Genomic DNA, 25734 nt, shown 5'->3' with positions numbered 1-25734 from the left:
AACTCCTGTTTTTTGTTTCGCTTTAGTCCACTCTACTATCGCCTGTGTATTTTTGTTATAATTAAAATATCCATATTTTTCAAACATATGAGTTCCTATTACTACTTCTACAAATGATTCTAGATATTTTACTAGGTGATCCACACGAAAGACAGTTCGAAATTAGAGAAAACATTCAGCTACTAAGTGAACAACCAGTGTTCAACGATTTAATAGAGCGCTATCGCCGATCTTTCTTATTAAACTTTCGGATTCGAAGATTTAGCGGGAAACACGATGCCCGCTTGTTAATACACAATCCAGCAAAACTGCAACACTTCTGTGAGGAACTTGAATTTATGATTAGAAAAAGAGGATTGTTTAAATAAGGAGGTAATTCATATGAACTCTGTTAAAGTTAAAAAGTTATTATATGTTTTCGTACACCTCGTAGGCCCGCTTTCTTTCCTCACTATTTCTACCATTTGGGGAGCTTTTTTCACTTCTAAATCCACATTTGAAAATATATCTGATAGTCTTTGTGTGATGGCCATTTATTACGTGCTCATAAGCTTACTGTGGTTTTTCTATTTAGATCGATTAGACAAAGATGTAGATAAAATTACAAAAGAGATTAATGATAATAAGATGTAATACATAAAAAAAGGAGAGCCGCCAAGACTCTCCTTTTTTATGTTAGCTTCGTTTCTGCTTCTTATTTGATGAAGGTACTTTATGAGAACCGGTTTCATGCGTTGTTGTTCCTTGTCCTTCCACCTCTGGAGAACCTAGGACTGATCTAGAATGATCTGTTTTCACTTTCTTACTCATTACAATCACCCCCAAGATTACTTTTTACTTAAGGGTAAAAAACTATTCAACATAACCATCTGAACATATACTGGCTACTCTTTTATCCTCCTGTCTGCTTTTCACTAATGTCCCATAGACGTTTTGCGACATCCTTATCCAAAGCGGCTTCAGATGTTTTCCCCACTTGCTTGTCGGCATAGTAACAGCCACTATGGTCAATGAATCCATTTGATTCTGCTAGCCATATTAAAGTTTCCGCACCTTCCTCGGGTGTACGAGAGAAAGGTTTCATTGCCGCCATAGTTAAGCGAGCAACCAGACCATTGTCCTGGTTAAAATTCGTATTCACTAGCCCCGGGTCAAAGCTATAAGCACTAACACTCGTTCCCTCCAACCGCTGTGCCAATTCAGAGGTAAATAAAATGTTAGCTAGTTTTGTTTGCGCATAACGCATTGTAGGACCGCCCATGAACTTCTTAACACCGCGATACAGTTGTTCTGCATCTAGATCACCGAAATCAATTCCCTTTTTAGCCATTTTGTGACCGTGAGATGCGGTGGTAATGACACGAGCAGGAGCACTTTCTTTTAAACGCTCCAACAACAAATTAGTGAGTAAGAATGGGCCTAAATGGTTTACTGCCCAGGTCATCTCCAAACCGTCCTCCGTAATTTGCCTTGTTTGAAATAAAGTACCAGCATTATTCACTAATATATCTATTCTCGGACACCTTTCTAAAATATCAGTAGCTACCCGGCGTATAGATTGTTGGGAAGCCATATCAGCCAGAAATAAATCTACCACCACATTCCCATTCGTTACATCCTTAATTTGAGTCATAGCATCATTCGCTTTTGCCTCGTTGCGTGCAATAATTCCTAGCTTGGCACCACGCTCCGCAAATGCCTTAGCTGCCGCTAATCCAATACCACTTGTGGCACCAGTGATTACTATATACTTGTCACGCAATGTCCACTTTGTATGACTTGGAATTTCCCCCATTGTACAAGAACCCCTTCCCTTGCCCATAAATATTTCATTCGTTTTACTATATGTGAGAGATGAACGAACCTATGAACAACATTTTTCCAAACAAAAAAAGCGAGAGCAGTTGCTCTCGCTTTTTTTATCTTAAAACTCAGAAGAACCTGGAGTTCTTGGGAATGGAATTACGTCACGGATGTTAGCCATGCCAGTAATGTACATTAGGAAGCGCTCGAAACCTAGACCGAATCCAGCGTGTTTTGTACCGCCGTATTTTCTAAGTTCTAAGTACCACCAGTAGTCCTCTTCGTTCATACCTAATTCTTTAATTCTGTCTACTAAAACGTCCATTCTTTCTTCACGTTGACTTCCGCCGATTAATTCGCCGATGCCAGGAACTAGAAGGTCAGTAGCTGCTACTGTTTTACCATCTTCGTTCATACGCATGTAGAATGCTTTAATGTCTTTCGGATAGTCAGTTACGAATACAGGGCGTTTGAAGATTTCTTCTGATAAGTATCTTTCGTGCTCTGTTTGTAAGTCAATACCCCATTCTACTGGGTATTTGAATTCAGCACCTGATTCTTGAAGTACTTTAATTGCTTCTGTATAAGTGATGCGACCGAAGTCAGAGTTGATTACGTTGTTCATGCGCTCTAGAACTGTTTTATCAACGAAGCTGTTGAAGAAGTCCATTTCTTCTGGTGCATGCTCTAGTACGTATTTCATTGCATATTTCAGCATATCTTCTGTAAGATCCATTACATCGCCTAATTCAGCAAATGCAATCTCAGGCTCAACCATCCAGAACTCAGCTGCATGGCGAGTTGTGTTTGAGTTTTCTGCACGGAATGTAGGTCCGAATGTGTACACATCACGGAATGCTAACGCATAAGCTTCAGCATTAAGCTGTCCACTTACTGTTAAATTTGTTTCTTTACCGAAGAAGTCTTTTGATTCGTCAACTTGTCCGTCTTCACCTTTAGGTACGTTGTTTAAATCTTGCGTTGTTACGCGGAACATTTCGCCTGCACCTTCTGTATCACTACCAGTGATGATTGGTGTGTGAACATGTACGAATCCACGCTCTTGGAAGAACTGGTGAATTGCAAATGCTGCGATAGAACGCACACGGAACGTTGCAGAGAATGCATTTGTTCTTGGACGTAAGTGAGCGATTGTACGTAAGTATTCAAACGTATGACGCTTCTTTTGAAGTGGGTAATCAGAGTCTGATAAGCCCTCGATATCAATTTTTTCTGCTTTAATTTCAAATGGTTGCTTCGCTCCAGGCGTTGCAATTACTTTACCTTCTACTTTAACTGAAGAGCTTAGTGGAAGCTTTGCAATTTCTTTGAAGTTCTCTAATTCTGTATCGAAAACGATTTGAACACCTTTGAAGAAGCTACCGTCGTTTAATTCGATGAAACCAAATGCTTTTGAATCACGTAAGTTACGAATCCAACCCGATACTTGTACTGTTTGATCTGCGTATTTATCTGTATCTCTATACAGACTTTTTACTAATGTGTTTTCCATAGTAAAATTCTCCTTTACTCATATATTTAAATACAAAAAAACCTTTCATCCATAAAGGGACGAAAGGTTAAACTTCGCGGTACCACCCAATTTGTCATAAAGACCAACTTTAACTCGTATGTAATACATACTTCCCGGTTTGTAACAGGCCGGATTCCCGTCTAAGTCTACTCTTGAATACAAGTTTCAATTTCGGTTAGCAACTCCAAGGTGTTCTTCACATATACCGCCTCATCAGGCTCTCACCGTCCCTGACTCGCTTTGGATTATAGTATATACTACTTTTCCTTATCATCGTCTTTCGTTTTGTTAAACTAAAATTAATGTACTACATTCGAGAGAAAGATGCAAGATGCCAGAAAATATATCAGCGATTTTTATAATATATCGACTTACCGACATTTTCCGACAATCGTGCCATAAAAAAAATTGCCGGACTTAATCCGGCAATTTTTTATTACTTACGTAACTCCGCACCAAATTTCTCTTCTACCGCTGTTAATACACGGTTATGTGCTTCTGTTACTTCTTCGTCTGTTAATGTACGTTCTGCATCGAAGTAGTTCATAGAGAATGCAAGTGATTTCTTGCCTTCTTCCATTTTTTCACCTTCGTATAAGTCGAATAGTGCTACGTCTTTCAGAAGTTCTCCGCCAGCTTCAGCAATGACTTGCTTCATTTCACCAGCTTTTGTTTCTGTTGTTACTACAACAGCCATATCACGTGTCATAGATGGGAAACGTGGAATTGCTGAGTAGTAAGTTCCCTCAGCGTCTGCACCGAATACTTTTGCAAGAGATAATTCGAATACGAATGTATTTTTCACATCTAATTGTTTTTCTGTTTCCGGGTGCAATTGACCGATGAATCCGATTGCTTCACCATCTAATACGATGTCAGCTGTACGGCCTGGGTGCATACCTTCACGTTTTGCTGGTGCATAAGTGATTTGATTTGCCACGCCAAGTACGTCGAATAATCCTTCTAATACACCTTTAACAACGAAGAAGTCTACAACTTTCTTCTCACCTTGCCATGCATGGTGAAGAGCAAGACCTGTCATAACACCTGCAAGATGTTGTTCTTCTTTCGGAAGTTCTCCTGCTTCTGTTGGTAAGAAGATAGAACCTACTTCATATAATGCAACGCTGTCGTTTTTACGTGCAACATTGTATGAAACTGCTTCTAACAATTGTGGCACTAAGCTTAAACGAAGTTGGCTACGCTCTTCGCTCATTGGAAGCGCAAGATTGACAGGAGCTTTTTCGTTCGGCTCAACCATATATTGTTTCGCTTTGTCAGCGCTTGTTAATGAATATGTGATTGCTTCATATAAACCAGCACCTTCTAGGAAGCGGCGTACTTTACGACGTTTCGTTTGTGCTGATGTTAATTTACCACGTGTCATTGTTCCAGATGGTAATGTAACTGGAATGTGATCATAACCATACAGACGACCTACTTCTTCTACTAAGTCTTCTGAAATTGTAATGTCAGGACGACGTGCTGGTACATTTACATGGAATGTTCCTTCTACTTCTGTGAATGGGAATTTTAAGTTTGTGAACATTGTACCCATTTCACTCGCAGAAATATCTGTACCTAATACACGGTTTACTTTTTCAGCTGTAACAGATACTGTACGTTCTTGTACTTGTAAGTTATCAGCTTCTACTACACCTTCAAGTGCTTCTCCACCAGCGTATTTTGCCATTAAAGCAGCTGCATGCTGAATTGCTTCAAATGTACGTGTTGGGTCGATTCCTTTTTCAAAACGTGCACTTGATTCGCTACGAAGACCTAAGTCTTTTGATGTACGACGCACTGTTTGACCTGCAAAGTATGCAGACTCAATTAGAACGTTTACTGTCTCGCTATCAACTTCAGAATCCGCTCCGCCCATTACACCAGCAACAGCTAACGCTTTTTCACCGTTTGTAATAACAAGGTGGTGGCTTTGTAACGTACGTTCTTGAGCATCTAATGTTTGAATCTTTTCGCCTTCTTTTGCAAGACGAACAACGATTTCTTTTGAACCTAATTTATCGTAATCGAATGCATGTAACGGTTGACCGTATTCCATTAAAATGTAGTTTGTAATATCAACAACGTTGCTAATTGGACGAATGCCAGCTGCCATAAGGCGCGTTTGCATCCACATTGGTGATGGACCAATCTTTACGCTCTTCACCATTTTTGCAATATATAATGGGTTTTCTTCTTTCGCTTCTACACTTACAGAAATGTAATCAGAAGTTTTTTCTTCTGTTTCTTGTAAGTCGATAGCTGGAAGTTTTACTTCACGGCCGTAAATAGCAGCTACTTCATATGCAACACCTAACATGTTTAAGCAATCTGCACGGTTTGGTGTTAAACCAAGCTCAAGTACTTCATCATGTAAATTTAAAATTTCAAGTGCATCTGCACCAACTTCAGCATCACTTGGGAAGATGAAGATACCATCTGCATATTCTTTCGCAACGAATTTCCCATCAATACCAAGCTCTTGAAGAGCACAAACCATACCGTGAGAAGCTTCCCCGCGTAGTTTTGCTTTTTTAATTTTGAAGTTACCAGGAAGTACAGCGCCAACTTTTGCAACTGGTACTTTTAAACCTTTTGCAATGTTAGCAGCTCCACAAATAATTTGAACCGGCTCTTCTTCACCGATATCGATTAAGCATTTGCTTAATTTATCAGCTTCTGGGTGTTTTTCACATTCTAATACGTGACCAACTACAACACCTTTTACACCTTTATTTAATACTTCAACACCTTCTACTTCAATACCACTTTTCGTGATTTTGTCTGCTAGTTCTTGTGCTGTTACATCTTTAATATCTACATACTCTTGTAACCAACGATATGATACGAACATATTTATCCTCTCCTTCCCTTACGCTCGTTTGAATTGTTGTAAGAAACGTACATCATTTGTATAGAAATGACGAATGTCATCTACGCCGTATTTCAACATTGCGATACGCTCTGCGCCCATACCGAATGCGAAACCTTGATATTCTGTTGAATCATAACCAGCCATTTCAAGTACGTTCGGGTGAACCATACCTGCTCCTAAAATTTCGATCCAGCCAGTCCCTTTACAAGTGCCACAACCTTTACCGTGACACATCATACAAGAAATATCCATCTCTACAGATGGCTCTGTGAATGGGAAGAAACTTGGACGAAGACGGATTTCACGATCTTCACCGAACATCTTTTTCACGAATACTTGCAGTGTACCTTTTAAGTCACTCATGCGAATGTTTTTATCAATTACAAGACCTTCAATTTGCATGAATTGGTGTGAATGCGTTGCATCATCGTCATCGCGGCGATACACTTTACCAGGACAAATAATTTTAATCGGTCCTTTTTCTTTATTCTTTTCCATCGTACGTGCTTGCACAGAAGATGTATGTGTACGTAGTAACGTTTCTTCTGTAATGTAGAATGTATCTTGCATATCACGCGCTGGGTGATCTTTCGGTAAGTTTAATGCTTCGAAGTTGTAGTAGTCTTTTTCTACTTCTGTTCCTTCAGCTACTTCATAACCCATACCGATGAATACATCTTCAATTTGTTCAACAACTGCTGTTAACGGATGGTGACAACCTGTTTCAACAGGACGACCTGGCAGTGTAACATCAATTGTTTCAGTAGCTAATTTCGCCTCAATTACTGCTTTTTCTAAGTTACCAATTTTGTCTTCTAGACGCGTTTGAATCGCTTCACGTACTTCATTTACTAATGCTCCCATACGTGGACGCTCTTCTGCTGATAATTTTCCCATGCCGCGTAATACTTCTGTAATTGGACCCTTTTTCCCTAAATACGCTACGCGTACGTCGTTTAAGCCCTTTAGCTCTTTCGCTTCTTCAATAAGCTCTAACGCTTTTTGCTTTAGCTCTTTTAAACGTGCTTCCATTTGGAACCCTCCTAATTTTAAAAATAAAAAAACCCCGCTCCCAAAAAGGGACGAGGTAAATTCGCGGTACCACCCTAAATTGACAGAACAAGTCTGCCCACTCATTAGTTATAACGATCAATTCTGACCGGAACGCCTTTACATATAAATGGTCCTGGCGCCAACTCCAGAGGTGAATTCACTTTCATCTACCATAAGAATGCTTTCAGTCTACGGCACTCTCTCCCTATATGGCGATTTTGTAAGCTACTCTTCTCTATCAACGTTTTTCATTAATATACTTTTATTATATGTTCAAAAAAGTTCGATACTCATTTCACCACTTTTTTATGAACATGCACTTCAACTTATTATAAGAAGTTTTTTATCGATTCGCAACTGGGCTTTGTAAATAATACGTTAAAATCCCTGCTGCAACCGCAACATTTAATGATTCTGCCCCGCCGTAAATCGGAATATACAAGTTTTGATCACTTTTCGCAAGAATTTCTTGGCGTACGCCGCTTCCTTCATTCCCTACAATTAATGCAAAACTTCCAGCCGGGGTTACTTCACCAAATGGAACTCCATTTTCAAGAGCTGTTCCATATACAGGGACGTTATTTTCTTTTAACTTGTCTACCCATTCTTCTAAGTTCCCTTTCACAACCGGTAAGTGGAAAATAGAACCTTGTGTAGATCGTAGTACTTTACTATTATAAACATCAACGCACCCTTCTCCAAGCACAACGGCATGAATACCCGCTGCATCCGCTGTACGAATAATCGTTCCCAAATTACCTGGGTCTTGAAGGCCGTCTAATAAAAGAAATTTCCCATCAGTAAGAGCTACTTCTTTTTCATGTTTCTCACAAACAGCAAATACACCTTGCGTTGTTTCTGTTTCGCGAAGTACTTTTACAATTGCTTCAGGCACAATATACATTTCAACATCATTAACTGTCCAATCTTTCGGAAGATCTGTCTGATCTGAAACGATAAGTTCTGTTACAACTCCTGCCTTTAACGCTTCCTCTACTAAATGGAATCCTTCTACAAAAAATAAAGCTTTGTTATCGCGCTCTTTTTTCGTCTGCAGCTTTTTCCACTGCTTCACACGCGGGTTTTGTACTGAATCAATGTTTTTCATAATATGTATTTCCCTCTCTTCTTGTCTTATCATTATAGCCTATTTTTCATACATATTTACATAAAAAAGAACAAAAACTAACGTCAGTTTCAATTCTGAAGAAGAGGTGAAGATAATGAGTTTTAATTTACGCGGCGCGGTATTAGCGAATGTATCTGGAAATTCACAAGATCAATTACAAGAAACGATTGTCGATGCAATTCAAAGCGGTGAAGAAAAAATGCTTCCAGGTCTTGGCGTTTTATTCGAAGTCATTTGGAAAAATGCTGATGAAAATGAAAAACACGAAATGTTAGGAACACTGGAGCAGGGATTAAAAAAATAAACAATAAAACGTCACCTTAGAAAAAAAACTAAGGTGACGTTTTATGTCTATAAAATTTTTCTTCTCCTAAACATTTCTACTTTACTAACGCTGATTGATGGAGTATAATGTTCAAAATACATTTAAACCGATCGATTTTCTTCATATACATCATTGGATAAAAGGAGTGAATGTTTTATGCACCGTATTACGCTTGAACAAATTTTTAAACATCACATTACGCAAAAATATGTAAACCGTTCTGGAATGGTCCACGCGATTGCTGTCGCTTACCATGCGTTTCACTTAGCCAAAAAGCATCACGCCTCAGTCGATGCTGCGACAAAGGCTGGCTTCCTTCATGATATCGGACATCATACGTGGTACACAGGCGGCGAATGGGACTATGACTTGTATAAAAAGAATGATATACATGCGATTAAAGGAGCAGAAAGATCTCATAAATTGCTTATTAGATTAGGAGAACATCCTAAACTAGCAAAAGAAATTTCTATTGCGATTCTTCTTCATACAGATTCTTTCTTAGTACAGCAAGAAATTGAAAGAACATCTCTTCAAAACATTATTAAATGGGCAGACGAAGCAGATGAAGAACCGGGTGGAGCGCACCATTATAGAACGATTTCTTACGAAAAAGCACTTAAAGCTATTCAGCAATTAGACCGATTGGTAGAGCGTGAATTACAAATAGAGCAAAAGAAATTGAATGACAAGGCAGAACATAGTTATCAATGAGAAAGAGGCATCACTATAGGGTGATACCTCTTTTATTATTTTGCGAAAAATACACCTTTGTATGTAATATTTAAATGTTACACTCAAAAGCAAAATACTTTATAATTAAATATACAAATATAAAGAGGTGATTTTACAAATGCAACCCGTTACACAACTTTCTAATGAGCAGAAATACTCTATGTCATGGGGACAATTTATTAGCTCCGTTTTATTCGCTTTTTTCGGAACCGGACTTATTACTGTGTTCCTCGCAATGCCCTTAACAATTTATACAGCCGGTCTTACAGATAAAAAACAAATTGCCCTGTATGAATCTATTGCAAATACTGCAAGTATCGTATTACAACTAGCCGTGTTGTTATTCTTCATTTTTAAATTCGAACCCGCAAAAAAATTACTACTAAAATCTTTTAACTTTAAAGTACTTAAAGAATGGCGTACATACGTATACTTACTCCTTTTCTTCGCTATAAACATTATACTCAATTACATCTTGTTAAATTATGTGTTCCAAGACGCAACAAAGCAGCAATCTTCCGCACTAAACTTAGACGTTTTTAAGCAGTATCAAATATTATTACTTCTCGGCTTCGCTATACTCACACCAATTTTTGAAGAACTTATTTTCCGTGGCTTTATACTTCGCTTCTTCTCAGAGCGCTTTCCATTTTGGATTGCAGCCATTTTAACAAGCTTCTTCTTCGGTATCGCTCATACATACTCACTTGGAGTAATGGTAATTACTTTCTTCATGGGATTATTAATGGCTATTTTATGTAAAAAAACAAATTCCATTATTCCAGCTATTTTATTTCATATTATGAATAATATGTTGGCATTCTTGAGTTAGAAAGAGGTGTCATCGCGATACCTCTTTTATTAATTCGTATCATCACTTCTCATTTCTATCAATTTATACATATTTATTAATAACATCCAAAATAAACCTCATGTAGTAAAATATAACTCATCACCATAGAAGAAGAGTATTTATGTCGAGCTTACTTTGGATTTTTTATATGCCACTTCTTGTTTTATGCGGATTTTTCGGTGGTATTTTTTTATTATTACTAGCATTAAACATCTTAAATTATTTGTGGGTTTAATGGGGCTACTTAGCCTATCTTTTGTCACACTACCTTTTGTTTTTTGGGGCATGGGGGTGAATAGCGATACGATCCTCCCTATTTCAACTACTTTATATTGGATACTGTTTTCTTTAACTGGATTATTGGCAGGATTAAATGGATTACAGGCAAAGATTAAAAGTATACGTAATATGGGATTCATTATTTTTATCGCTGGCATATTAGGGGTTATTTTCTGGGTACTTATGTCTGTAGGGGATTCATTCTATATATAGTATTTTATCGGAGGTAATACAGAAGTGTTTTGAATATTAACTTGGATGGTTTTGGCTCTTACTTTGATGTTATGCGAATTCATCGTTGGCATTTTTTTAATTGCTGCCGGAATGAAATATCGAAAATCATTTATCGTTATAGCTGGTTTAATTAGCATATCGCTTATCGTTGTTCCTATCATTTGTATAGGTTTTGGAATAGATTCAGAGGGGATGCTTCCAATTTCAGGAACTTTATATTGGTGTTTCTTCTCTTTAGCTGGGCTATTAGCTATTATAAGTGGAAGACAAATATCCAGCATTCGTGCTATGGGGACAATTTTGTTTATAACAGGGCTGTGCTCCGTAGCTGGTTATCATTTTTTATATCTCACTCTTTAAAAAGACAAAAAAGCAGGGAAATTAATTCCCTGCTTTTCTATTTGGTTTATTGCCTGATGGTAAGAAGAACGATAACACCCAAGCAATACCTGCGAGTATAGTTGCAATTAAGAAGGCATCGTTAATACCGTTAATTGCAGATAGCTTTGAAATTTGTCCGAATAATAGTTGTGTACTCATCGCATCTCCTGCTTGAGCTGATCCGGCTAATGCCGCTAAGCTTTGGCCCATACCGTGTACTTTATCAACTAAAATCGGGTTTGACGTTGTTAACATATTGCCGTAATCCGCTACGTGAGCAGTAGTTTGTTGCGTCATAAGCGTGATTAATATCGCTGTTCCAATTGAACCAGCTACTTGTCTTGACGTATTTTGCGTTGCTGTACCGTGAGAAATTAATTTCATCGGCAGTGCATTCATACCAGCTGTCATAATTGGCATCATAATGAATGACATACCAATTGAGCGTATAATATAATCCGTCATAATAACGCTATACGGTGTATCCATCGATAACGTTGTAAATTTATATGTCGCAAATGTTGTAATGGCTAATCCGACAATTGCTAACGGACGAATACCATACTTATCAAATAGTTTACCTGCAACTGGTCCCATGATCCCCATAATTAATGATCCTGGAAGTAATAATAAACCAGATTCCATCGGTGTAAAACCGCGAATGTTTTGCAAGTATACTGGAAGTAATAACATACCTCCGAATAAGGCCATCGTTACAATCGCGTTAATTACTAATGTGAAAGTGAACGTCGGATATTTAAATACTTGTAAATCGAGCATTTTATTGTCTGTTGTTAACTCTCTCCAAATAAATACAGCTAAACCAATGACACCGATGATAAGTGTTATAACAACTTCTGCACTAGTCCAGCCATTATTTCCAGCTTCACTAAATCCGTACAGTAAGCTACCTAGTCCAATACTTGAACTAATAACACCGAATACATCTAACTTTGTTTTAGACACTGGCTGAGCTAGTGTAAAGAATTTTAAAGATAAGAACGTAATAATTAAACCGATAACAAACATCCCATAGAACATTAAGTTCCAGCTATAGTTTTCAATTACCCACCCTGTTACAGTTGGTCCGATAGCTGGTGCTAAAATCATCGCTACCCCAAGTAGTCCCATAGCTGCTCCGCGTTTATTAGGCGGGAATAATGTCATGAAGATATTCATACCAACTGGCATTAAAATACCTGCACCAACCGCTTGAATAACGCGGCCCGTCATCATCATTGTGAAGTTTCCTGATGTAGCACAAATGATAGATCCTACAGTGAAGAATAACATTGCTGCTATGAATAATTTACGATACGTAAATCGTGAAACTAAAAATGCACTGATTGGTACTAAAATTCCGTTTACAAGCATGAAGCCTGTAATTAACCATTGTGCTGTTGAAGTTGATACGTTAAATTCATTCATTAATGGAGGCAGTGCAACATTAATGATCGTTTGGTTTAAAATAGAAACGAACATACCGAGAATTAATACAGCTACAACTGCCTTTACATTCACATTCTCTACCGGCAATTGTCTCTTCAGCATTTCTTTTTCCTGTTTTACTTGCTCTTGCTTCCCTGTTTCTAATTCCACTACGTTAGAAGCTTCTGTTTCTTGTTTTTGTTCAAGTTCTTTCTCTACTGTTTCTGCTTGACTTACTTCTATCTTACTTACGGCTGGGACTTGTTCTTCTCCCACATTCGTTTTTTTCTTTCGTAAAAGACGATTTATAAGGAAGAAGACGATTATACAAAATAGTGCATATCCTACAATTGCAATTGAGGACATCTCATCTCCCCCTTACTTATGAATACGAACTGACACATTCATTCCAGGAACAATATTTACTGATTTACTATGATCTAAAGAAATTTTAACTGGTACAACTTGCTTTACTTTCGTATAGTTCGCTGTTGAGTTACTTGATGGTAACATCGAGAATGTATTCGCCGTTGTTAATCCAACTTGTTCTACTTTTCCTGTTAACGTTGTATCTGGGTATGCATCTACATACACATCTACTGTTTGGCCTTTTTGAACATCATCAATATTTGTTTCTTCAATATTTGCTGTTACCCATAAATTGTTCATATCAAATGCGTAAGCAATTGGGCTTCCTGCTCCAACGAACGCATTAGTTGTTGCGTTTGATTGTACAACTGTTGCATTTTGTGGAATTGTTACATCTACTGTTTGCTCACCATTTGCTCCTGCTACAGTAACCGCACCTAATTTATCGTTCTCATTGTAGTTTTTTCCTACTTCAGCTTTCCAGTCTGTTAATTTACCTGCTACTGGTGATGCAATTGGGATTACTTTCCCATCAATCTTTGCATTTTCTGTTTTTAAATAGTTTTCCGATTGATTGTAATAGTAATAACCGCCAATACCGCCGCCAACTAATACAATTAATGTGATAATGTTGATAATTACCATTCTTCGAAACTGATTCATTGCATTCCTCTCCTTATATCGCATATAATTTTTTTCTAAACTATTTACACCCTTAGTGTTTATATTGTTTAATTGTTAATTATATTAACCTTTAAACAAAAAAAGCACACCTTTTACGATGCAAACTATGTTTTGTCTGCATCCTAGCGGTGCTGATTTCTAAAGGACTATCGTTTATAATTATAAATAATTATCCCGAATCTACAACCAACAATTTAAACTTATATGTTGTTTAAACAACATTACACTATACATGTGTTGTTTAAATTCAAAAAATTAAACGAGGTGAAGTAAAAATGTCTATTAAAAATACAAATGATCCACGTGTAAAACGAACGAGACAACTCATACAGGATGCTTTTGTCGCTTTAGTAGGCGAAAAGGGCTTCGAAAATGTAACTGTGCAACATATCGCGGAACGTGCTCCTGTAAATCGCGCTACATTTTATAGCCATTACCATGATAAATATGATTTATTAGACAAAAGCATAGAAGAAATGTTAGAAAAATTAGCTGAAGTCATTAAACCACAAAATCGAAATAAAGAAGATTTTCAGCTCACTTTTGATTCACCGCATCCAACCTTTTTAGCTTTGTTTGAACATATAGCAGAAAATGTGAACTTCTATAACGTTATGCTTGGTGATAAAGCCGCTGGAAACTACTCTTATAAAATGATGAAAACAGTCCAAACACATTTAACATTAAGCTTATCTATTTCACAACCTGATGATGAAGAACTCATGGTTCCTCGTGACATTCTTATTAGTTATGTTACAGGGGCTCATATCGGAATGATTATGTCATGGTTAAAAAGAGGCATGATTTATACCCCGCATTTCATGGCAATGCAATTAACTCGCTTAATTATTTTAGGAGCCCATACTGCAGCAGGATTAGAACGACCGTTTTAAAAATGGAAAAAGCGAAGGAAATTATCCTTCGCTTTTTTCTATTAATTAAATGTAATGTTATGTACAGCCTCTTTATCAAGACGTTTAATAACTTCCACAATTAACTTCACTGCGTTTTCATAATCATCACGATGTAACATCGCTGCATGAGAATGAATGTAGCGTGTCGCAATCGTAATTGCCATAGACGGAATACCGTTTACAGAAATGTGAATTGCTCCTGCATCCGTTCCCCCGCCCGCTACAGAGTCATATTGGTATGGAATTTGTAATTCATCAGCAACATCAACTACGAAATCACGTAAACCTGTATGACCAATAACAGAAGCATCATATAAAATGATCTGCGGTCCATCGCCCATTTTACTTTGCGCTTCTTTTGCCGTTACACCTGGTGTATCCCCAGCAATACCAACATCTACAGCGAATGCGATATCGGGCTTAATATAGTTTGCAGATGTTTTCGCACCACGAAGACCAACTTCTTCTTGTACAGTACCAACGCCGTATACAACGTTTGGATGCTTTTCATCTTTTAATTGTTTTAATACGTCAATTGCAATTGCACAACCAATTCGGTTATCCCATGCTTTTGCAAGTAACATCTTTTCATTCTTCATCACTTGGAATTCGAAGTACGGTACAACTTGATCCCCTGGTCGTATGCCCCACTCCATCGCTTCTTCTTGGCTAGAAGCACCAATATCGATGAACATGTCTTTAATTTCAACTGGCTTTTTACGAGCTTCTGGAGGTAAAATGTGCGGTGGTTTTGAACCAATTACACCTGTTACATCTCCTTTACGCGTTACAATCGTTACGCGCTGTGCAAGCATAACTTGCGACCACCAGCCACCCACCGTTTGGAAACGAAGGAAGCCTTTGTCATCAATTTGCGTAATCATAAAGCCGACTTCATCTAAATGACCTGCAACCATAATTTTCGGGCCGTTTTCTTCCCCAACTTTTTTCGCAACTAAACTTCCTAAATTGTCAGTAGAAAGTTCATCTGCAAACGGCTCAATATATTTCTTCATTACTTCACGTGGTTCGCGCTCGTTACCCGCAATACCGCGTGCGTCTGTTAATTCTTTTAGCATTGTCAATGTCTCGTCTAATTTTATCATTGCCAACACCCTCCTTTTTCTTCAGTCACTTTATTATACAAAAGGAAATTGAAATATTCAAAAATTAAATTAGTATCCTTGTGTTTGACGCTGATGATTTACTTCATTTTTATCTAAATATGCTTTTTCAATTTCATCTTGTTCAAATTCAAGCGCTTGTCCAAGGCGAAGATAGCTTGTAAATAGTTCAATATAGTTCGTAATAGAAGGTTGATCTGTAAAACGAATTACTTTCGCATATGTGTCTAAGAAAATTTCCACTTGTGTTTTATTCGTTTGCGCACATTTATAGAATAAGAAGTTTTTATCAATTCCTAAATCGATTCCGATTGATAAAATAAAATGCAAACCATCTACGTATTCTTCTAATATTACTTCACGTTCTGAAGCTGGTTTATTGCTCCAATATTTAAAACAACGTGTTTCATTTGCAAGTTCTCCAATTTCTACAAGAAGAGCTAACATTTTTTCTTTTAACAATTTCTTCGGTTGTAAGTCATGTTCTTTCACAATACGGTCATCTAATTCTTTTTGTAATTTAAATAGTTGTAGTAAGTCCATTCTATTGTCCTCCTCCAACATCGCATTTTCTGCAACAATGTTGTTTCATCTCAAAGTTCATTATTATTTTTCGTTTCTTATTAACAAGTCAGCTACCTACATCTTTATAAAGATAGCTTGTCCTTAATTTGCAAATACGTTTCAATCATCACTCATAGATTGTTCACTTGATGAAAGTTCCATATCATCTTTCCATTATAGCAGTGTCGTTTCTGCTAGGAAAGATGCACTTCTCACGAATGAGTTCAAATAAAGTGAAACTTTAATAAGTGGGGGGGTTTTGTTCATCCCCACTTATTATTAGCCTTCACCAATCGGGCTTTTACGGGCAGCCCGGCTCCCACCTAACTTCTTTGCTCCAGCTGAATTTTGAGGTGGGAGTTTTACTGCCCCCAAATAGAGGGATAAAAAAAGTCAGGAGGATTCTCCTGACTTTATATATATATTCTTTTATATCGCTATAGCTTTTATATTGATTTTGTCATATCGATAACGACACATCCGTTAATCTTTCCTACTTTCATGTAAAAGCCTCCTCGTTATCGTTACAAAAGTTCTTACAAGCACATCTTAATATACTTGAGCAAGAAATAACGATAATAAGTGGAGGATTTTACAATAAATGCAAATAAAAAAACCTTAGAAGAAAATCTTCTAAGGTTTTAAACAATTAGTTAATGTTGTTTTTTGCAACTGTTGCTAATTCAGCGAAAGCTTTTTCGTCATGAACAGCTAAGTCAGCAAGCATCTTGCGGTTAACTTCGATGCCAGCATTTTTTAAACCGTGCATTAAGCGGCTGTAAGAAAGACCATTCATACGAGCTGCTGCGTTGATACGTGTAATCCATAATTTACGGAAGTCACGTTTCTTTTGACGACGGTCACGGAATGCATACATTAGAGATTTCATAACCTGTTGGTTAGCAACCTTAAATAATGTACTCTTAGAACCGTAGTAACCTTTTGCTAATTTTATAACTTTTTTACGACGTTGACGAGTAACTGTACCACCTTTTACTCTTGGCATAATATTACCTCCTAGTTTGTTCTATATATCAGCCGAACTTATTTTAAGTTGTCAAGCATTTGACGAATGCGTTTGAAGTCACCAGCGCTAACTACACCAGCTTTACGTAGTTTACGTTTAGCTTTTGTAGATTTGTTAGCGAATAAATGGCTTGTGTAAGCGTGAGAACGCTTCAGTTTACCAGATCCAGTCTTTTTGAAACGCTTTGCAGCGCCGCGATGAGTTTTTTGTTTAGGCATAGGTATTTCCTCCTCTATCTATTACTTATCGTTTTTCGGTGCTAAAACTAAGAACATACTACGTCCTTCCATTTTAGGCTTAGATTCAATTGTACTAACTTCAGCACAAGCTTCTGAGAAGCGATCTAAAACACGTTGACCGATTTCTTTATGAGTAATGGCACGTCCTTTAAAGCGAATTGACGCTTTAACCTTGTCGCCTTTCTCTAAAAACTTGACAGCATTACGAAGTTTTGTGTTAAAGTCATGTTCATCAATTGTTGGACTTAAACGAACTTCTTTCATGCTAATTACTTTTTGATTTTTGCGCTGTTCTTTTTCTTTCTTCTGTTGCTCAAAGCGGAATTTACCGTAGTCCATAATGCGGCATACTGGTGGTTTCGCATTTGGAGCAACCAATACTAAATCAAGATTAAGACCTGCAGCTAAGTCTAAAGCGTCATTACGAGACTTGATTCCAAGTTGATCGCCGTTTGCGCCAACTAAGCGTACTTCACGTGCACGAATTTGCTCGTTAATCATCATATCCTTGCTAATAGTAAGCCACCTCCAAGGTTTTCTTAGAATACGTTTTGCAATTGTAGAACCCGAACAAAAAAAGTGCGGGCACACGGCACCCACACTTGTAATATCTCTAGTAAGAAATACATTTACCTGCTAACTGCGAATGCGTCCATCAGGTGAGAAGCGGGTGCTTCTACTTGTCAAAACCATATTCTATTATCCTTGATGAGTTTATCATAGGACATGACGTCTGTCAAGAAGACGCGATGTGTTTTACTAACAACAAGAAATATTGTAACAAACAACCAGCATACTTGCAATACTTTTTTATGATAAGTATTGTTTGGTTATTTTTTCTAGATTTTCTTTTTTATTATACATAAAAAAGCCGCGGTATACCGCGGCTCTTTCTTATCGTTTTCCTTCTACCTTAATCATGTCAACAAACGCATCTAATGCGATTGTTTCTGATTTTTGTTCACCATATTTACGTACGTTAACGCCATTTTCAGTAACTTCATTGTCACCTACTACAAGCATGTACGGAATCTTTTGCATTTGTGCTTCACGGATTTTGTAACCAATTTTCTCTTCACGAGTGTCTAATTCAACACGGATACCAGCACGTCGTAATTCATCTTGTACTTTCTTCGCATAGTCTAAATGTACTTGCGGAGAAACTGGAATTACTTGCGCCTGAACTGGAGCTAACCAAGTTGGGAATGCGCCTTTGTATTCTTCAATTAAGAAGGCTACGAAACGTTCCATAGTTGATACAACACCACGGTGAATTACAACTGGACGATGTTGTTTACCGTCTTCACCAACGTAAGTTAATTCAAAGCGTTCTGGAAGTAAGAAGTCTAATTGTACAGTTGAAAGTGTTTCGTCTTTTCCAAGAGCAGTACGAACTTGAACGTCAAGTTTCGGACCATAGAATGCCGCTTCACCTTCAGCTTCATAGTAATCAAGACCCATTTCATCCATAGCTTCTTTTAACATACCTTGTGCTTTTTCCCACATCTCATCATCAGCATAATACTTTTTAGTATCTGCTGGGTCACGATAAGATAGACGGAATGAATAGTTTTCTAAACCGAAATCTTTGTACACTTCTAACGTTAAGTTTACAACACGTTTTAATTCTTCTTTAATTTGATCTGGACGAACGAAAATGTGCGCATCATTTAAAGTCATTCCGCGTACACGTTGTAATCCAGATAATGCTCCAGACATTTCATAGCGGTGCATTGTTCCAAGTTCCGCAATACGGATTGGTAATTCACGGTAGCTGTGAATATCGTTTTTATAAACCATCATATGGTGAGGGCAGTTCATTGGACGAAGAACTAACTCTTCATTATCCATTTCCATTGATGGGAACATGCCATCACGGTAATGGTTCCAGTGACCAGAAGTTTCATAAAGTTCTCTACTTCCTAATACTGGAGTGTATACGTGATCATAGCCTAAGCTTGCTTCTTTATCAACGATGTAACGCTCGATAATACGGCGAATTGTTGCACCTTTTGGTAACCAAAGTGGTAAACCTTGTCCTACTTTTTGGCTATTAGTAAATAGTTTTAACTCTTTACCTAATTTACGGTGATCGCGCTCTTTCGCTTCTTCAAGCATACGTAAGTGCTCATCTAATTCTGCTTTCTTAACGAATCCAGTACCGTAAATACGTTGTAACATTTTATTATTGCTATCGCCGCGCCAGTAAGCACCAGCAACACTTAATAATTTAAACACTTTAATCTTCCCTGTAGATGGAAGGTGAACACCACGGCAAAGGTCGAAGAATTCGCCTTGCTCATAGATTGAAATAACTGCATCTTCTGGAAGATCGTTAATTAAATCTAATTTTAACTCATCGCCGATTTCTTCAAAGCGACGAAGTGCTTCTGCACGTGGTACTTCATGACGAACGATTTCTAAGTTTTCGTTCACGATTTTTTGCATTTCTTTTTCGATTTTCTTGAAGTCTTCAACTGTAATTGCTTCTTCCATATCAATATCGTAGTAGAAGCCATTTTCGATTACTGGACCAATGCCAAGCTCAAGCTTAACATCTTTATATAAACGTTTTAACGCTTGTGCTAAAAGGTGAGCTGTTGAGTGGCGTAAAATATATAAGCCATCTTCAGAATCTAATGTAATAATAGAAACTGCACCATCTTCTTCGATTGGTGTAACAAGATCGATCATCTCATCGTTTAATTTTCCAGCCACAGCTTTTTTCTTTAAGCCTGGGCTAATAGAAGCTGCGATTTCTTCAGTTGTTACTCCTTTTGGAAACTCCTTCACAGCTCCATCAGGGAAAGTAATTTTAACTACATCTGCCATCACTGGTCACTCCTCTTTTTTTTTCAAAATAAAAAACACTCATCCCATAAAAAGGGACGAGTGTTGAATTCGTGGTTCCACCCTTGTTCCAATTAACCTTATTGTTAATTGCTCAAGTTCAACATAACGGTGTTGTCCGTTAGCAATTACTAGAAAAACGTTCACTGCTAAAGTTTAGAGGTGGTAAGTAATAATCCCGTACTAGGAAGCTCGCACCCTAAGGCTTCCCTCTCTGAAAATCGTAGATAACTACTCATGTCCTCATCATGACATTTCAATATATTTCATTTATGTAGGTAATTATATGCTCAAAAACTTAGAAAATCAAGGGCGTTACCTTTATTTTTTAAATTTTTCACATTGCGCTCAAACTCATGCAAACCATGTAATTGGACCCGTTCTTGAAATACATTTCGCAAAGTAACAATCATGTTATGATCTTGTTCTTTCGTATATAAATAAATCTTTTTCGGCGAAATAGAAAGAAGTGGTGCAATTACTTTCGTATCGATATATACATCCTGTTTCTTTAATAATTCTTCATCTATATATTGAACCAATTTCTCCTGTTTTAAACGCCTACCTTTATCATCATAGAAAATAAAACTTTCATCAAAAATAAGATGTACACAGGACAAACGTGATTTCCGGCTACTTACTTGTTGGCGAAGTGTCTCAATAAATATTTGGTATTCCTGCTCCATCTTATACTCATCAATTGCAACTTCAGCAAGCTTAGTTACCATTTCCCTATATGTACGAAGACGAAAACGAACGTATGATGAAAACGAGAATGAGAGCGGATCACAAAGCCATTCATTCAAAGACGACGCAATATAAGATTCAAATTTTTGATGTGTTAAATCACTAGCTACTCCTTTTCTTCTTTCCTTTAAAATCTCATGTGCCATATGCAATATTTGATGACACTCTTCTTGTTCTTCATAAAAAAACTTTTCCTTTAAAATGGTATGAATCCATTCATTTTGTTTCACATTCATAATGAAATATAGTAATACTGGCAATAAAATCTTTTCAATATAATTTGATTCACATAATGGTATATGAATAACAACCTTTTGTTCGTTTAAATATACACTTGTTTCCTTATATAAGGATTCTGTTCTTTTCGTTAGTTGTCTGTATACGTACACAGCATCATTTTTTTCTTCGAAGCAAATTTCAATCACTTTTGTCCCCCCTTTTATCCCCGCTCTAAAGGATTGCATCTATACGTTACAAATCCTATAAGAGTCCGATCTATGGAAGTTCACTCTTAGTAGAAACCTATCTCCCATCGTTAGAACATCCACTCGATATGGCTTGCTAATTTTATATATATTAAGGGAGGGAGAAAAAAATGATACAAGCTACTCTGAAAAAATGATTAAAATAAAGTGAAGCTTTAATCAGTGGAGGTTTTGTCCATCCTCCACTGATTATTAGCCCGCACCAATCGGGCTTTTACGGGCAGCAGGGCTCCCACCTAACTTCTTTGCTTTACAGCCGAATTTTGAGGTGGGAGTCTTACTGCCCGCCAATAGCGGGATAAAAAAGAGCAAGCTTCTCAGCTCGCTCTTTACTTATTACGACGATTTTTCCCGCCAATTGGGATTGGCTTCGCTAAATATTTAATTCGTTCCATAATACGGGCCGCTTTCATCTCTTCTGCTTCACCGCGCTGTGTATACGTTAAATGATGTTCCAACTGTTTGAAATCAAAATTAGATGTAAAGAACGTCGGTAAGTTTTCCAACATACGGAATTGCAAGATTGCACCGAGTACATCATCACGTACAAAACTTGACATCGCTTCTGCCCCGATATCATCTAACATTAATACTTGTACACGTTTGACAGCATCAATCTTTCCGCTAATCGAATTATCTTGAATCGAACTTTTGATTTCACGTAAAAATTCAGGGAAGTATACGAGCATCGAACTAATTTTCTTTCGCGCAAGCTCATTTGCAATTGCCCCTAAAAGATACGTTTTCCCCACACCAAATTTACCGTACAAATATAAACCTTGTGCTTTTTTACCTGGTTCGTATGTGTTTAAAAATTCATTCGTTGCACCTATTGCATCAATACGTGCATCTAAATCTGAAGGGTCTAAATTTTCCATAGTTGCCTGCAAAATGTCAACTGGCATATATACACTTTGAACGAGTTTTTCATATTTTTTTCTCTCATCATATGCTACTTTTCTAATACAACGATCGTATTGAATATCAATCATCTTACCTTGAATGACGAGCTTCGGCTCATATCCTTGTAGCATATTTTTACATGACCCTAAATCTGGACAATCCGCACACCCTACACTTTGTCCAATATATTCATATAACTTCACAAGACTTCGTTCAATCATAGAAGTCGTTACTTCACCTTTATGTTCGTCTATAAATTCTTTCACACGAGGGTGCGCCATCACTTCTGCCTTTAAGACTTCATATCTATTTTTAAAGTTTTTATTTTCCATTAATTTCGTAAATGAATTTTGAATATGCTCCATTTTCTCACCTCAAAGAGCGTTCATTTTCTTTTATTAATCACGCTTATATTTTTTCAATACTTCTTCTAATCGTTTCCGTTCATCTTCTAACGTACTTGCATCTTTTTTCGCACTTACGTCATTTTTTACAGGTTCTTTCTCTTCTTCTTTCGACTCTTCCTTAAGCCAATCTGGTACCATTTCTTTTCGCACTGTTTTCTTCGCTGTACGACCTTTTTTCTTCGTCTCAGCCCACTCTTGATATTGACGATTCTCTTCTTTTGCTAGCGCCATCGCCTCGCCTACTGTACCGACCTTTTTTCGCGCCCAATGTCCAGCAATCTTCTCGACATACGTTTTAGCAAGCTTCATATCTGAGCGTAGCATAACGTAATAAATAAGTACATTCACAACCCCTGGCGTTAACTTTTGATTTATCATTACATCCTCAACGATTTGCAAGTCCGCTTTCGTCGCCTCTGCACCGCCTGAAATCTCTTTCAATAGTTGTTTTGGCGAGATTTCCTCTAACTGCTTCATTAGCATCTCTTCTTGCGTAGATGGCTCTTTCTCTTTCATTGTACGAGCAGCATGAGGTTGCACTCTTTCACTTAATACAGGTAACGCTTGACCATTTTCGAATTGATACCAATCGCGTGCTCCCTTCCGAAGCCTTTCGATATCAATTGTTTGCACTTCTGTCACTGCGCCAAGAACGATATTTTGCATCGATAACACATCCACACCGTACACATAAGCGAGTGTAATAACACATTCTCTCACTTGATCTGTAATCGCCTTTTTAGGAACAAGCGCTGATAGTCCGTCTACAAATAAAGAGAAATCAAAGAAGTCGTTCCAAACTTTCGGAGCATCCCCATTCTCGTTACTTGGCATAATTGTCGTTTTCGGGATACGCAGTTCTTCTTGCGCATATTCAAACTGACCTGGGTTAAACGAATCAAATATATCGTTGAAGGAGCGCGTAACATTTTCATAAGAACCAAAATCGAATTCTTCTTCTAAGAAATATTGCTTTACTTGGTTGTATTTTGTCCGACTCAAGCGATTATATAAAAAGATACTTAAAACAATATCATCAAAAAACTGCTTCGGAGATAAAGGTGGTTGCAATTCATATATAAACATTCGAATATCTTTTTCTTTCTTAATATATACATTTAAAAGACCAATCGCTTCTAACTTTACTCGTTCCCCATATATTTCAGGAAGTTGCATTTGCATAGTCACCATAAGGGAGTGATGTGTATTCTCTTTTCCAAACACACGATCTTGCTCTAACTCTCCCCATAGTGTCATGTATAAGCTAAAAGCTCTACTACCTATTAACGGCTGATACAACATCGTTAATACTTTCCGGTCGTAATTATGTAACAACCCTTTCGCACTTACTTTATAACGATCAATCGGCAATAGCTCCATCCATGACTGTTTTTCCATTCTTGCTTTTCCTTTCTCTCATCCAATCTAACCTACATTTCACTCGTTCTATCTTTATTATATAATTTATTAGCGAAAAAGAGCTATTAGCTTCCGCTTCTAGCTCTCTTATCTCGTTTACTTACAGTATATAAAGAGATTTCTTCTACTCTCTCTCTTTTTGCAGTATATCTTTTAATTCTTCAATAAATACATTTAAATCTTTAAATTGACGATACACAGAAGCAAAACGTACGTAAGCAACATCATCAATATCACGAAGTTCTTCCATAACAATTTCACCAATCATATCACTTTTCACTTCTGATATACCTAAGTTACGAAGTTCACGCTCCACACTTTGTGTTACTTCCTCTAACTGCCTTAAAGATACAGGTCTTTTTTCACACGCTTTAATTAAACCGCGTAAAATTTTCTCTTTATTAAACTCTTCTCGTGTTCCTTCTTTTTTAACAACGATAAGAGGTGATTCTTCTACTCTTTCAAAGGTCGTAAAGCGACTTAAACAACTTTCACACTCTCTTCTTCTTCGAATAGAGCGCCCCTCGTCTACCGGACGCGAATCTAACACTCTTGTTCCATTATGAAAACAGGATGGACAACGCAATTCATTCACTCCTTTACACTATAATCTTTATTCTTTCGCTACTCACCTACATGTGAAAATATATATACAATATTATATAACTCATTCTTCTATAATGACCACTCTAAGTTATTACATATCATGATCCTATTTTATATAAACTAAAAAAGAGGTGCATTATACACCTCTTTACATTTTAAATCAATTATGTTCTTTTTTAAAGAGCTTTTGTTTCTCTCTGCTTAATTTCGAAGCTACCAGTGCCTCGAGGAAGCTCGATGCTCTCACGCGTTTTCGCGTTTAAACCTTCTGCAATATATTCTGCAGCAACATTTGGATCAATACGATCCCCACAAGTATAAACATCAATACTTGCGTAACCGTGCTCCGGAAAGCTATGAATTGTTAAATGTGATTCCGAGATAATTACTACTCCACTTACACCTTGTGGTGCAAATTTATGAAAAGCAACCTCACGTACTTCAGCACCAGCTCTTAGTGCTGCATCCACAAATAATTGTTCAATATACGGCATGTCATTAAGCTTGTCGAAATCGCAATCCCAAAGTTCAGCAATCACGTGACGACCCATCGTATCCATAGTATCCATTCTACAGTTCCCCCTTGTAAATTTATTCTAACTGTTCGAATTGAAAACTAATTTGCAATTTGGCTTGCTCCACTACCACGGGGGAAAGTTAGTCCAGAGAGGTCCTAACCCTTTAAGTAGTGACTACGTACCTCAGCTCTTAAGTTTACGAGTGTTAGTATACTTTGTTTATTTTCATTTTGCAACAACAGTTTT

Annotated in this window: 26 protein-coding genes, 1 pseudogene and 4 other annotated features; of the genes and pseudogenes, 8 read left to right on the top strand and 19 right to left on the bottom strand. The window is 37.3% G+C overall.

What is annotated here, in order from left to right:
* Window positions 1–113 precede the first annotated feature (113 nt).
* Entirely contained in the window at window positions 114–368 is a 255-nt protein-coding gene (locus MR155_RS23195) for a hypothetical protein (RefSeq protein WP_242311171.1), read from the top strand.
* Window positions 369–381: 13 nt separating this feature from the next.
* Entirely contained in the window at window positions 382–633 is a 252-nt protein-coding gene (locus MR155_RS23190; RefSeq protein WP_242311170.1) for a hypothetical protein, read from the top strand.
* 42 nt (window positions 634–675) lie between these two features.
* On the opposite strand, the gene MR155_RS23185 is transcribed toward MR155_RS23190, so the two are convergent.
* From MR155_RS23185 to MR155_RS23160, 6 genes are all read right to left on the bottom strand, one after another.
* On the bottom strand, window positions 676–810 hold the full coding sequence (locus MR155_RS23185) for a YuzL family protein (RefSeq protein ID WP_002138569.1): 135 nt from the start codon (window positions 808–810) through the stop codon (window positions 676–678).
* 82 nt (window positions 811–892) lie between these two features.
* On the bottom strand, window positions 893–1795 hold the full coding sequence (locus tag MR155_RS23180; protein WP_242311185.1) for an SDR family oxidoreductase: 903 nt from the start codon (window positions 1793–1795) through the stop codon (window positions 893–895).
* Between the two features lie 129 nt (window positions 1796–1924).
* Complete coding sequence (gene asnS / locus MR155_RS23175) at window positions 1925–3316, bottom strand: asparagine--tRNA ligase (protein ID WP_002034242.1); 1392 nt, start codon at window positions 3314–3316, stop codon at window positions 1925–1927.
* A 52-nt stretch (window positions 3317–3368) separates the two neighbouring features.
* Window positions 3369–3620, bottom strand: a binding site (T-box leader).
* A 153-nt stretch (window positions 3621–3773) separates the two neighbouring features.
* Window positions 3774–6194 (bottom strand): phenylalanine--tRNA ligase subunit beta, encoded by a 2421-nt coding sequence (gene pheT / locus MR155_RS23170; RefSeq protein WP_242311169.1) that lies wholly within the window; start codon window positions 6192–6194, stop codon window positions 3774–3776.
* 18 nt (window positions 6195–6212) lie between these two features.
* Entirely contained in the window at window positions 6213–7247 is a 1035-nt protein-coding gene (gene pheS, locus MR155_RS23165) for a phenylalanine--tRNA ligase subunit alpha (RefSeq protein WP_016106312.1), read from the bottom strand.
* A gap of 43 nt (window positions 7248–7290) precedes the next feature.
* Window positions 7291–7519: a binding site (T-box leader), on the bottom strand.
* Between the two features lie 92 nt (window positions 7520–7611).
* A complete protein-coding gene (locus MR155_RS23160; RefSeq protein ID WP_002015458.1) occupies window positions 7612–8409 on the bottom strand; it encodes a TrmH family RNA methyltransferase in 798 nt (265 codons plus the stop codon).
* Window positions 8410–8491: 82 nt separating this feature from the next.
* On the opposite strand from MR155_RS23160, the gene sspI reads away from it, so the two are divergent.
* The 5 genes and pseudogenes from sspI (at window position 8492) to MR155_RS23135 (ending at window position 11183) form a co-directional block, all read left to right on the top strand.
* Window positions 8492–8701: a small acid-soluble spore protein SspI gene (sspI, locus tag MR155_RS23155; RefSeq protein WP_000009511.1), complete on the top strand. Its 210-nt coding sequence runs from the start codon at window positions 8492–8494 to the stop codon at window positions 8699–8701.
* 177 nt (window positions 8702–8878) lie between these two features.
* Complete coding sequence (locus tag MR155_RS23150) at window positions 8879–9436, top strand: HD domain-containing protein (RefSeq protein ID WP_002129339.1); 558 nt, start codon at window positions 8879–8881, stop codon at window positions 9434–9436.
* 139 nt (window positions 9437–9575) lie between these two features.
* Entirely contained in the window at window positions 9576–10289 is a 714-nt protein-coding gene (locus tag MR155_RS23145; protein ID WP_242311168.1) for a CPBP family intramembrane glutamic endopeptidase, read from the top strand.
* Window positions 10290–10431: 142 nt separating this feature from the next.
* Window positions 10432–10802 (top strand): annotated as a pseudogene (locus MR155_RS23140) (DNA-binding protein).
* 66 nt (window positions 10803–10868) lie between these two features.
* A complete protein-coding gene (locus tag MR155_RS23135) occupies window positions 10869–11183 on the top strand; it encodes an ammonia permease (RefSeq protein WP_396027181.1) in 315 nt (104 codons plus the stop codon).
* A 21-nt stretch (window positions 11184–11204) separates the two neighbouring features.
* On the opposite strand, the gene MR155_RS23130 is transcribed toward MR155_RS23135, so the two are convergent.
* Both MR155_RS23130 and MR155_RS23125 read right to left on the bottom strand, forming a co-directional pair.
* Window positions 11205–12998 carry a DHA2 family efflux MFS transporter permease subunit gene (locus MR155_RS23130; RefSeq protein ID WP_002088915.1) on the bottom strand — a complete coding sequence of 598 codons (1794 nt, stop codon included), beginning with the start codon at window positions 12996–12998 and terminating at the stop codon, window positions 11205–11207.
* Window positions 12999–13010: 12 nt separating this feature from the next.
* Window positions 13011–13664 (bottom strand): HlyD family secretion protein, encoded by a 654-nt coding sequence (locus tag MR155_RS23125; protein WP_002088916.1) that lies wholly within the window; start codon window positions 13662–13664, stop codon window positions 13011–13013.
* Between the two features lie 296 nt (window positions 13665–13960).
* Here MR155_RS23125 and MR155_RS23120 point away from each other — a divergent pair, with 296 nt between their 5' ends.
* Entirely contained in the window at window positions 13961–14578 is a 618-nt protein-coding gene (locus MR155_RS23120) for a TetR/AcrR family transcriptional regulator (protein WP_016092410.1), read from the top strand.
* 41 nt (window positions 14579–14619) lie between these two features.
* On the opposite strand, the gene MR155_RS23115 is transcribed toward MR155_RS23120, so the two are convergent.
* The 11 genes from MR155_RS23115 to speD form a co-directional block, all read right to left on the bottom strand.
* Window positions 14620–15705, bottom strand: a complete 1086-nt coding sequence (locus MR155_RS23115; protein ID WP_002088917.1) for a M42 family metallopeptidase — start codon at window positions 15703–15705, stop codon at window positions 14620–14622.
* Between the two features lie 69 nt (window positions 15706–15774).
* The gene (locus tag MR155_RS23110; protein ID WP_002015469.1) at window positions 15775–16266 is read right to left on the bottom strand and encodes a dUTP diphosphatase; all 492 of its coding nucleotides are present in this window, start codon (window positions 16264–16266) and stop codon (window positions 15775–15777) included.
* A gap of 670 nt (window positions 16267–16936) precedes the next feature.
* Entirely contained in the window at window positions 16937–17293 is a 357-nt protein-coding gene (gene rplT, locus MR155_RS23105; protein WP_001138364.1) for a 50S ribosomal protein L20, read from the bottom strand.
* A 38-nt stretch (window positions 17294–17331) separates the two neighbouring features.
* Window positions 17332–17532 (bottom strand): 50S ribosomal protein L35, encoded by a 201-nt coding sequence (rpmI, locus tag MR155_RS23100; RefSeq protein WP_001125945.1) that lies wholly within the window; start codon window positions 17530–17532, stop codon window positions 17332–17334.
* Between the two features lie 21 nt (window positions 17533–17553).
* Complete coding sequence (gene infC, locus MR155_RS23095; RefSeq protein ID WP_002015470.1) at window positions 17554–18057, bottom strand: translation initiation factor IF-3; 504 nt, start codon at window positions 18055–18057, stop codon at window positions 17554–17556.
* A 63-nt stretch (window positions 18058–18120) separates the two neighbouring features.
* Window positions 18121–18241: a sequence feature (ribosomal protein L20 leader region), on the bottom strand.
* 206 nt (window positions 18242–18447) lie between these two features.
* Window positions 18448–20385 carry a threonine--tRNA ligase gene (gene thrS / locus MR155_RS23090; protein WP_002034275.1) on the bottom strand — a complete coding sequence of 646 codons (1938 nt, stop codon included), beginning with the start codon at window positions 20383–20385 and terminating at the stop codon, window positions 18448–18450.
* A 49-nt stretch (window positions 20386–20434) separates the two neighbouring features.
* Window positions 20435–20662 (bottom strand) — a binding site (T-box leader).
* A gap of 31 nt (window positions 20663–20693) precedes the next feature.
* Window positions 20694–21575 carry a putative sporulation protein YtxC gene (gene ytxC / locus MR155_RS23085; RefSeq protein ID WP_113935710.1) on the bottom strand — a complete coding sequence of 294 codons (882 nt, stop codon included), beginning with the start codon at window positions 21573–21575 and terminating at the stop codon, window positions 20694–20696.
* A gap of 389 nt (window positions 21576–21964) precedes the next feature.
* Window positions 21965–22903, bottom strand: coding sequence for a primosomal protein DnaI (gene dnaI / locus MR155_RS23080; protein ID WP_002015473.1), 939 nt, complete (start codon window positions 22901–22903; stop codon window positions 21965–21967).
* A gap of 33 nt (window positions 22904–22936) precedes the next feature.
* Complete coding sequence (locus tag MR155_RS23075; RefSeq protein ID WP_113935711.1) at window positions 22937–24343, bottom strand: replication initiation and membrane attachment family protein; 1407 nt, start codon at window positions 24341–24343, stop codon at window positions 22937–22939.
* A gap of 145 nt (window positions 24344–24488) precedes the next feature.
* Window positions 24489–24950 carry a transcriptional regulator NrdR gene (nrdR, locus tag MR155_RS23070; protein ID WP_001203686.1) on the bottom strand — a complete coding sequence of 154 codons (462 nt, stop codon included), beginning with the start codon at window positions 24948–24950 and terminating at the stop codon, window positions 24489–24491.
* A 196-nt stretch (window positions 24951–25146) separates the two neighbouring features.
* Window positions 25147–25530 carry an adenosylmethionine decarboxylase gene (speD, locus tag MR155_RS23065; protein WP_002003660.1) on the bottom strand — a complete coding sequence of 128 codons (384 nt, stop codon included), beginning with the start codon at window positions 25528–25530 and terminating at the stop codon, window positions 25147–25149.
* Window positions 25531–25734: the final 204 nt, after the last annotated feature.

The organism is Bacillus cereus group sp. BfR-BA-01331 (assembly GCF_022663915.1).
GTDB classification, from domain to species: domain Bacteria; phylum Bacillota; class Bacilli; order Bacillales; family Bacillaceae_G; genus Bacillus_A; species Bacillus_A mycoides.
Note: the sequence above shows the minus strand (reverse complement) of the source record. Positions and strands in the feature narration are given on the sequence as shown.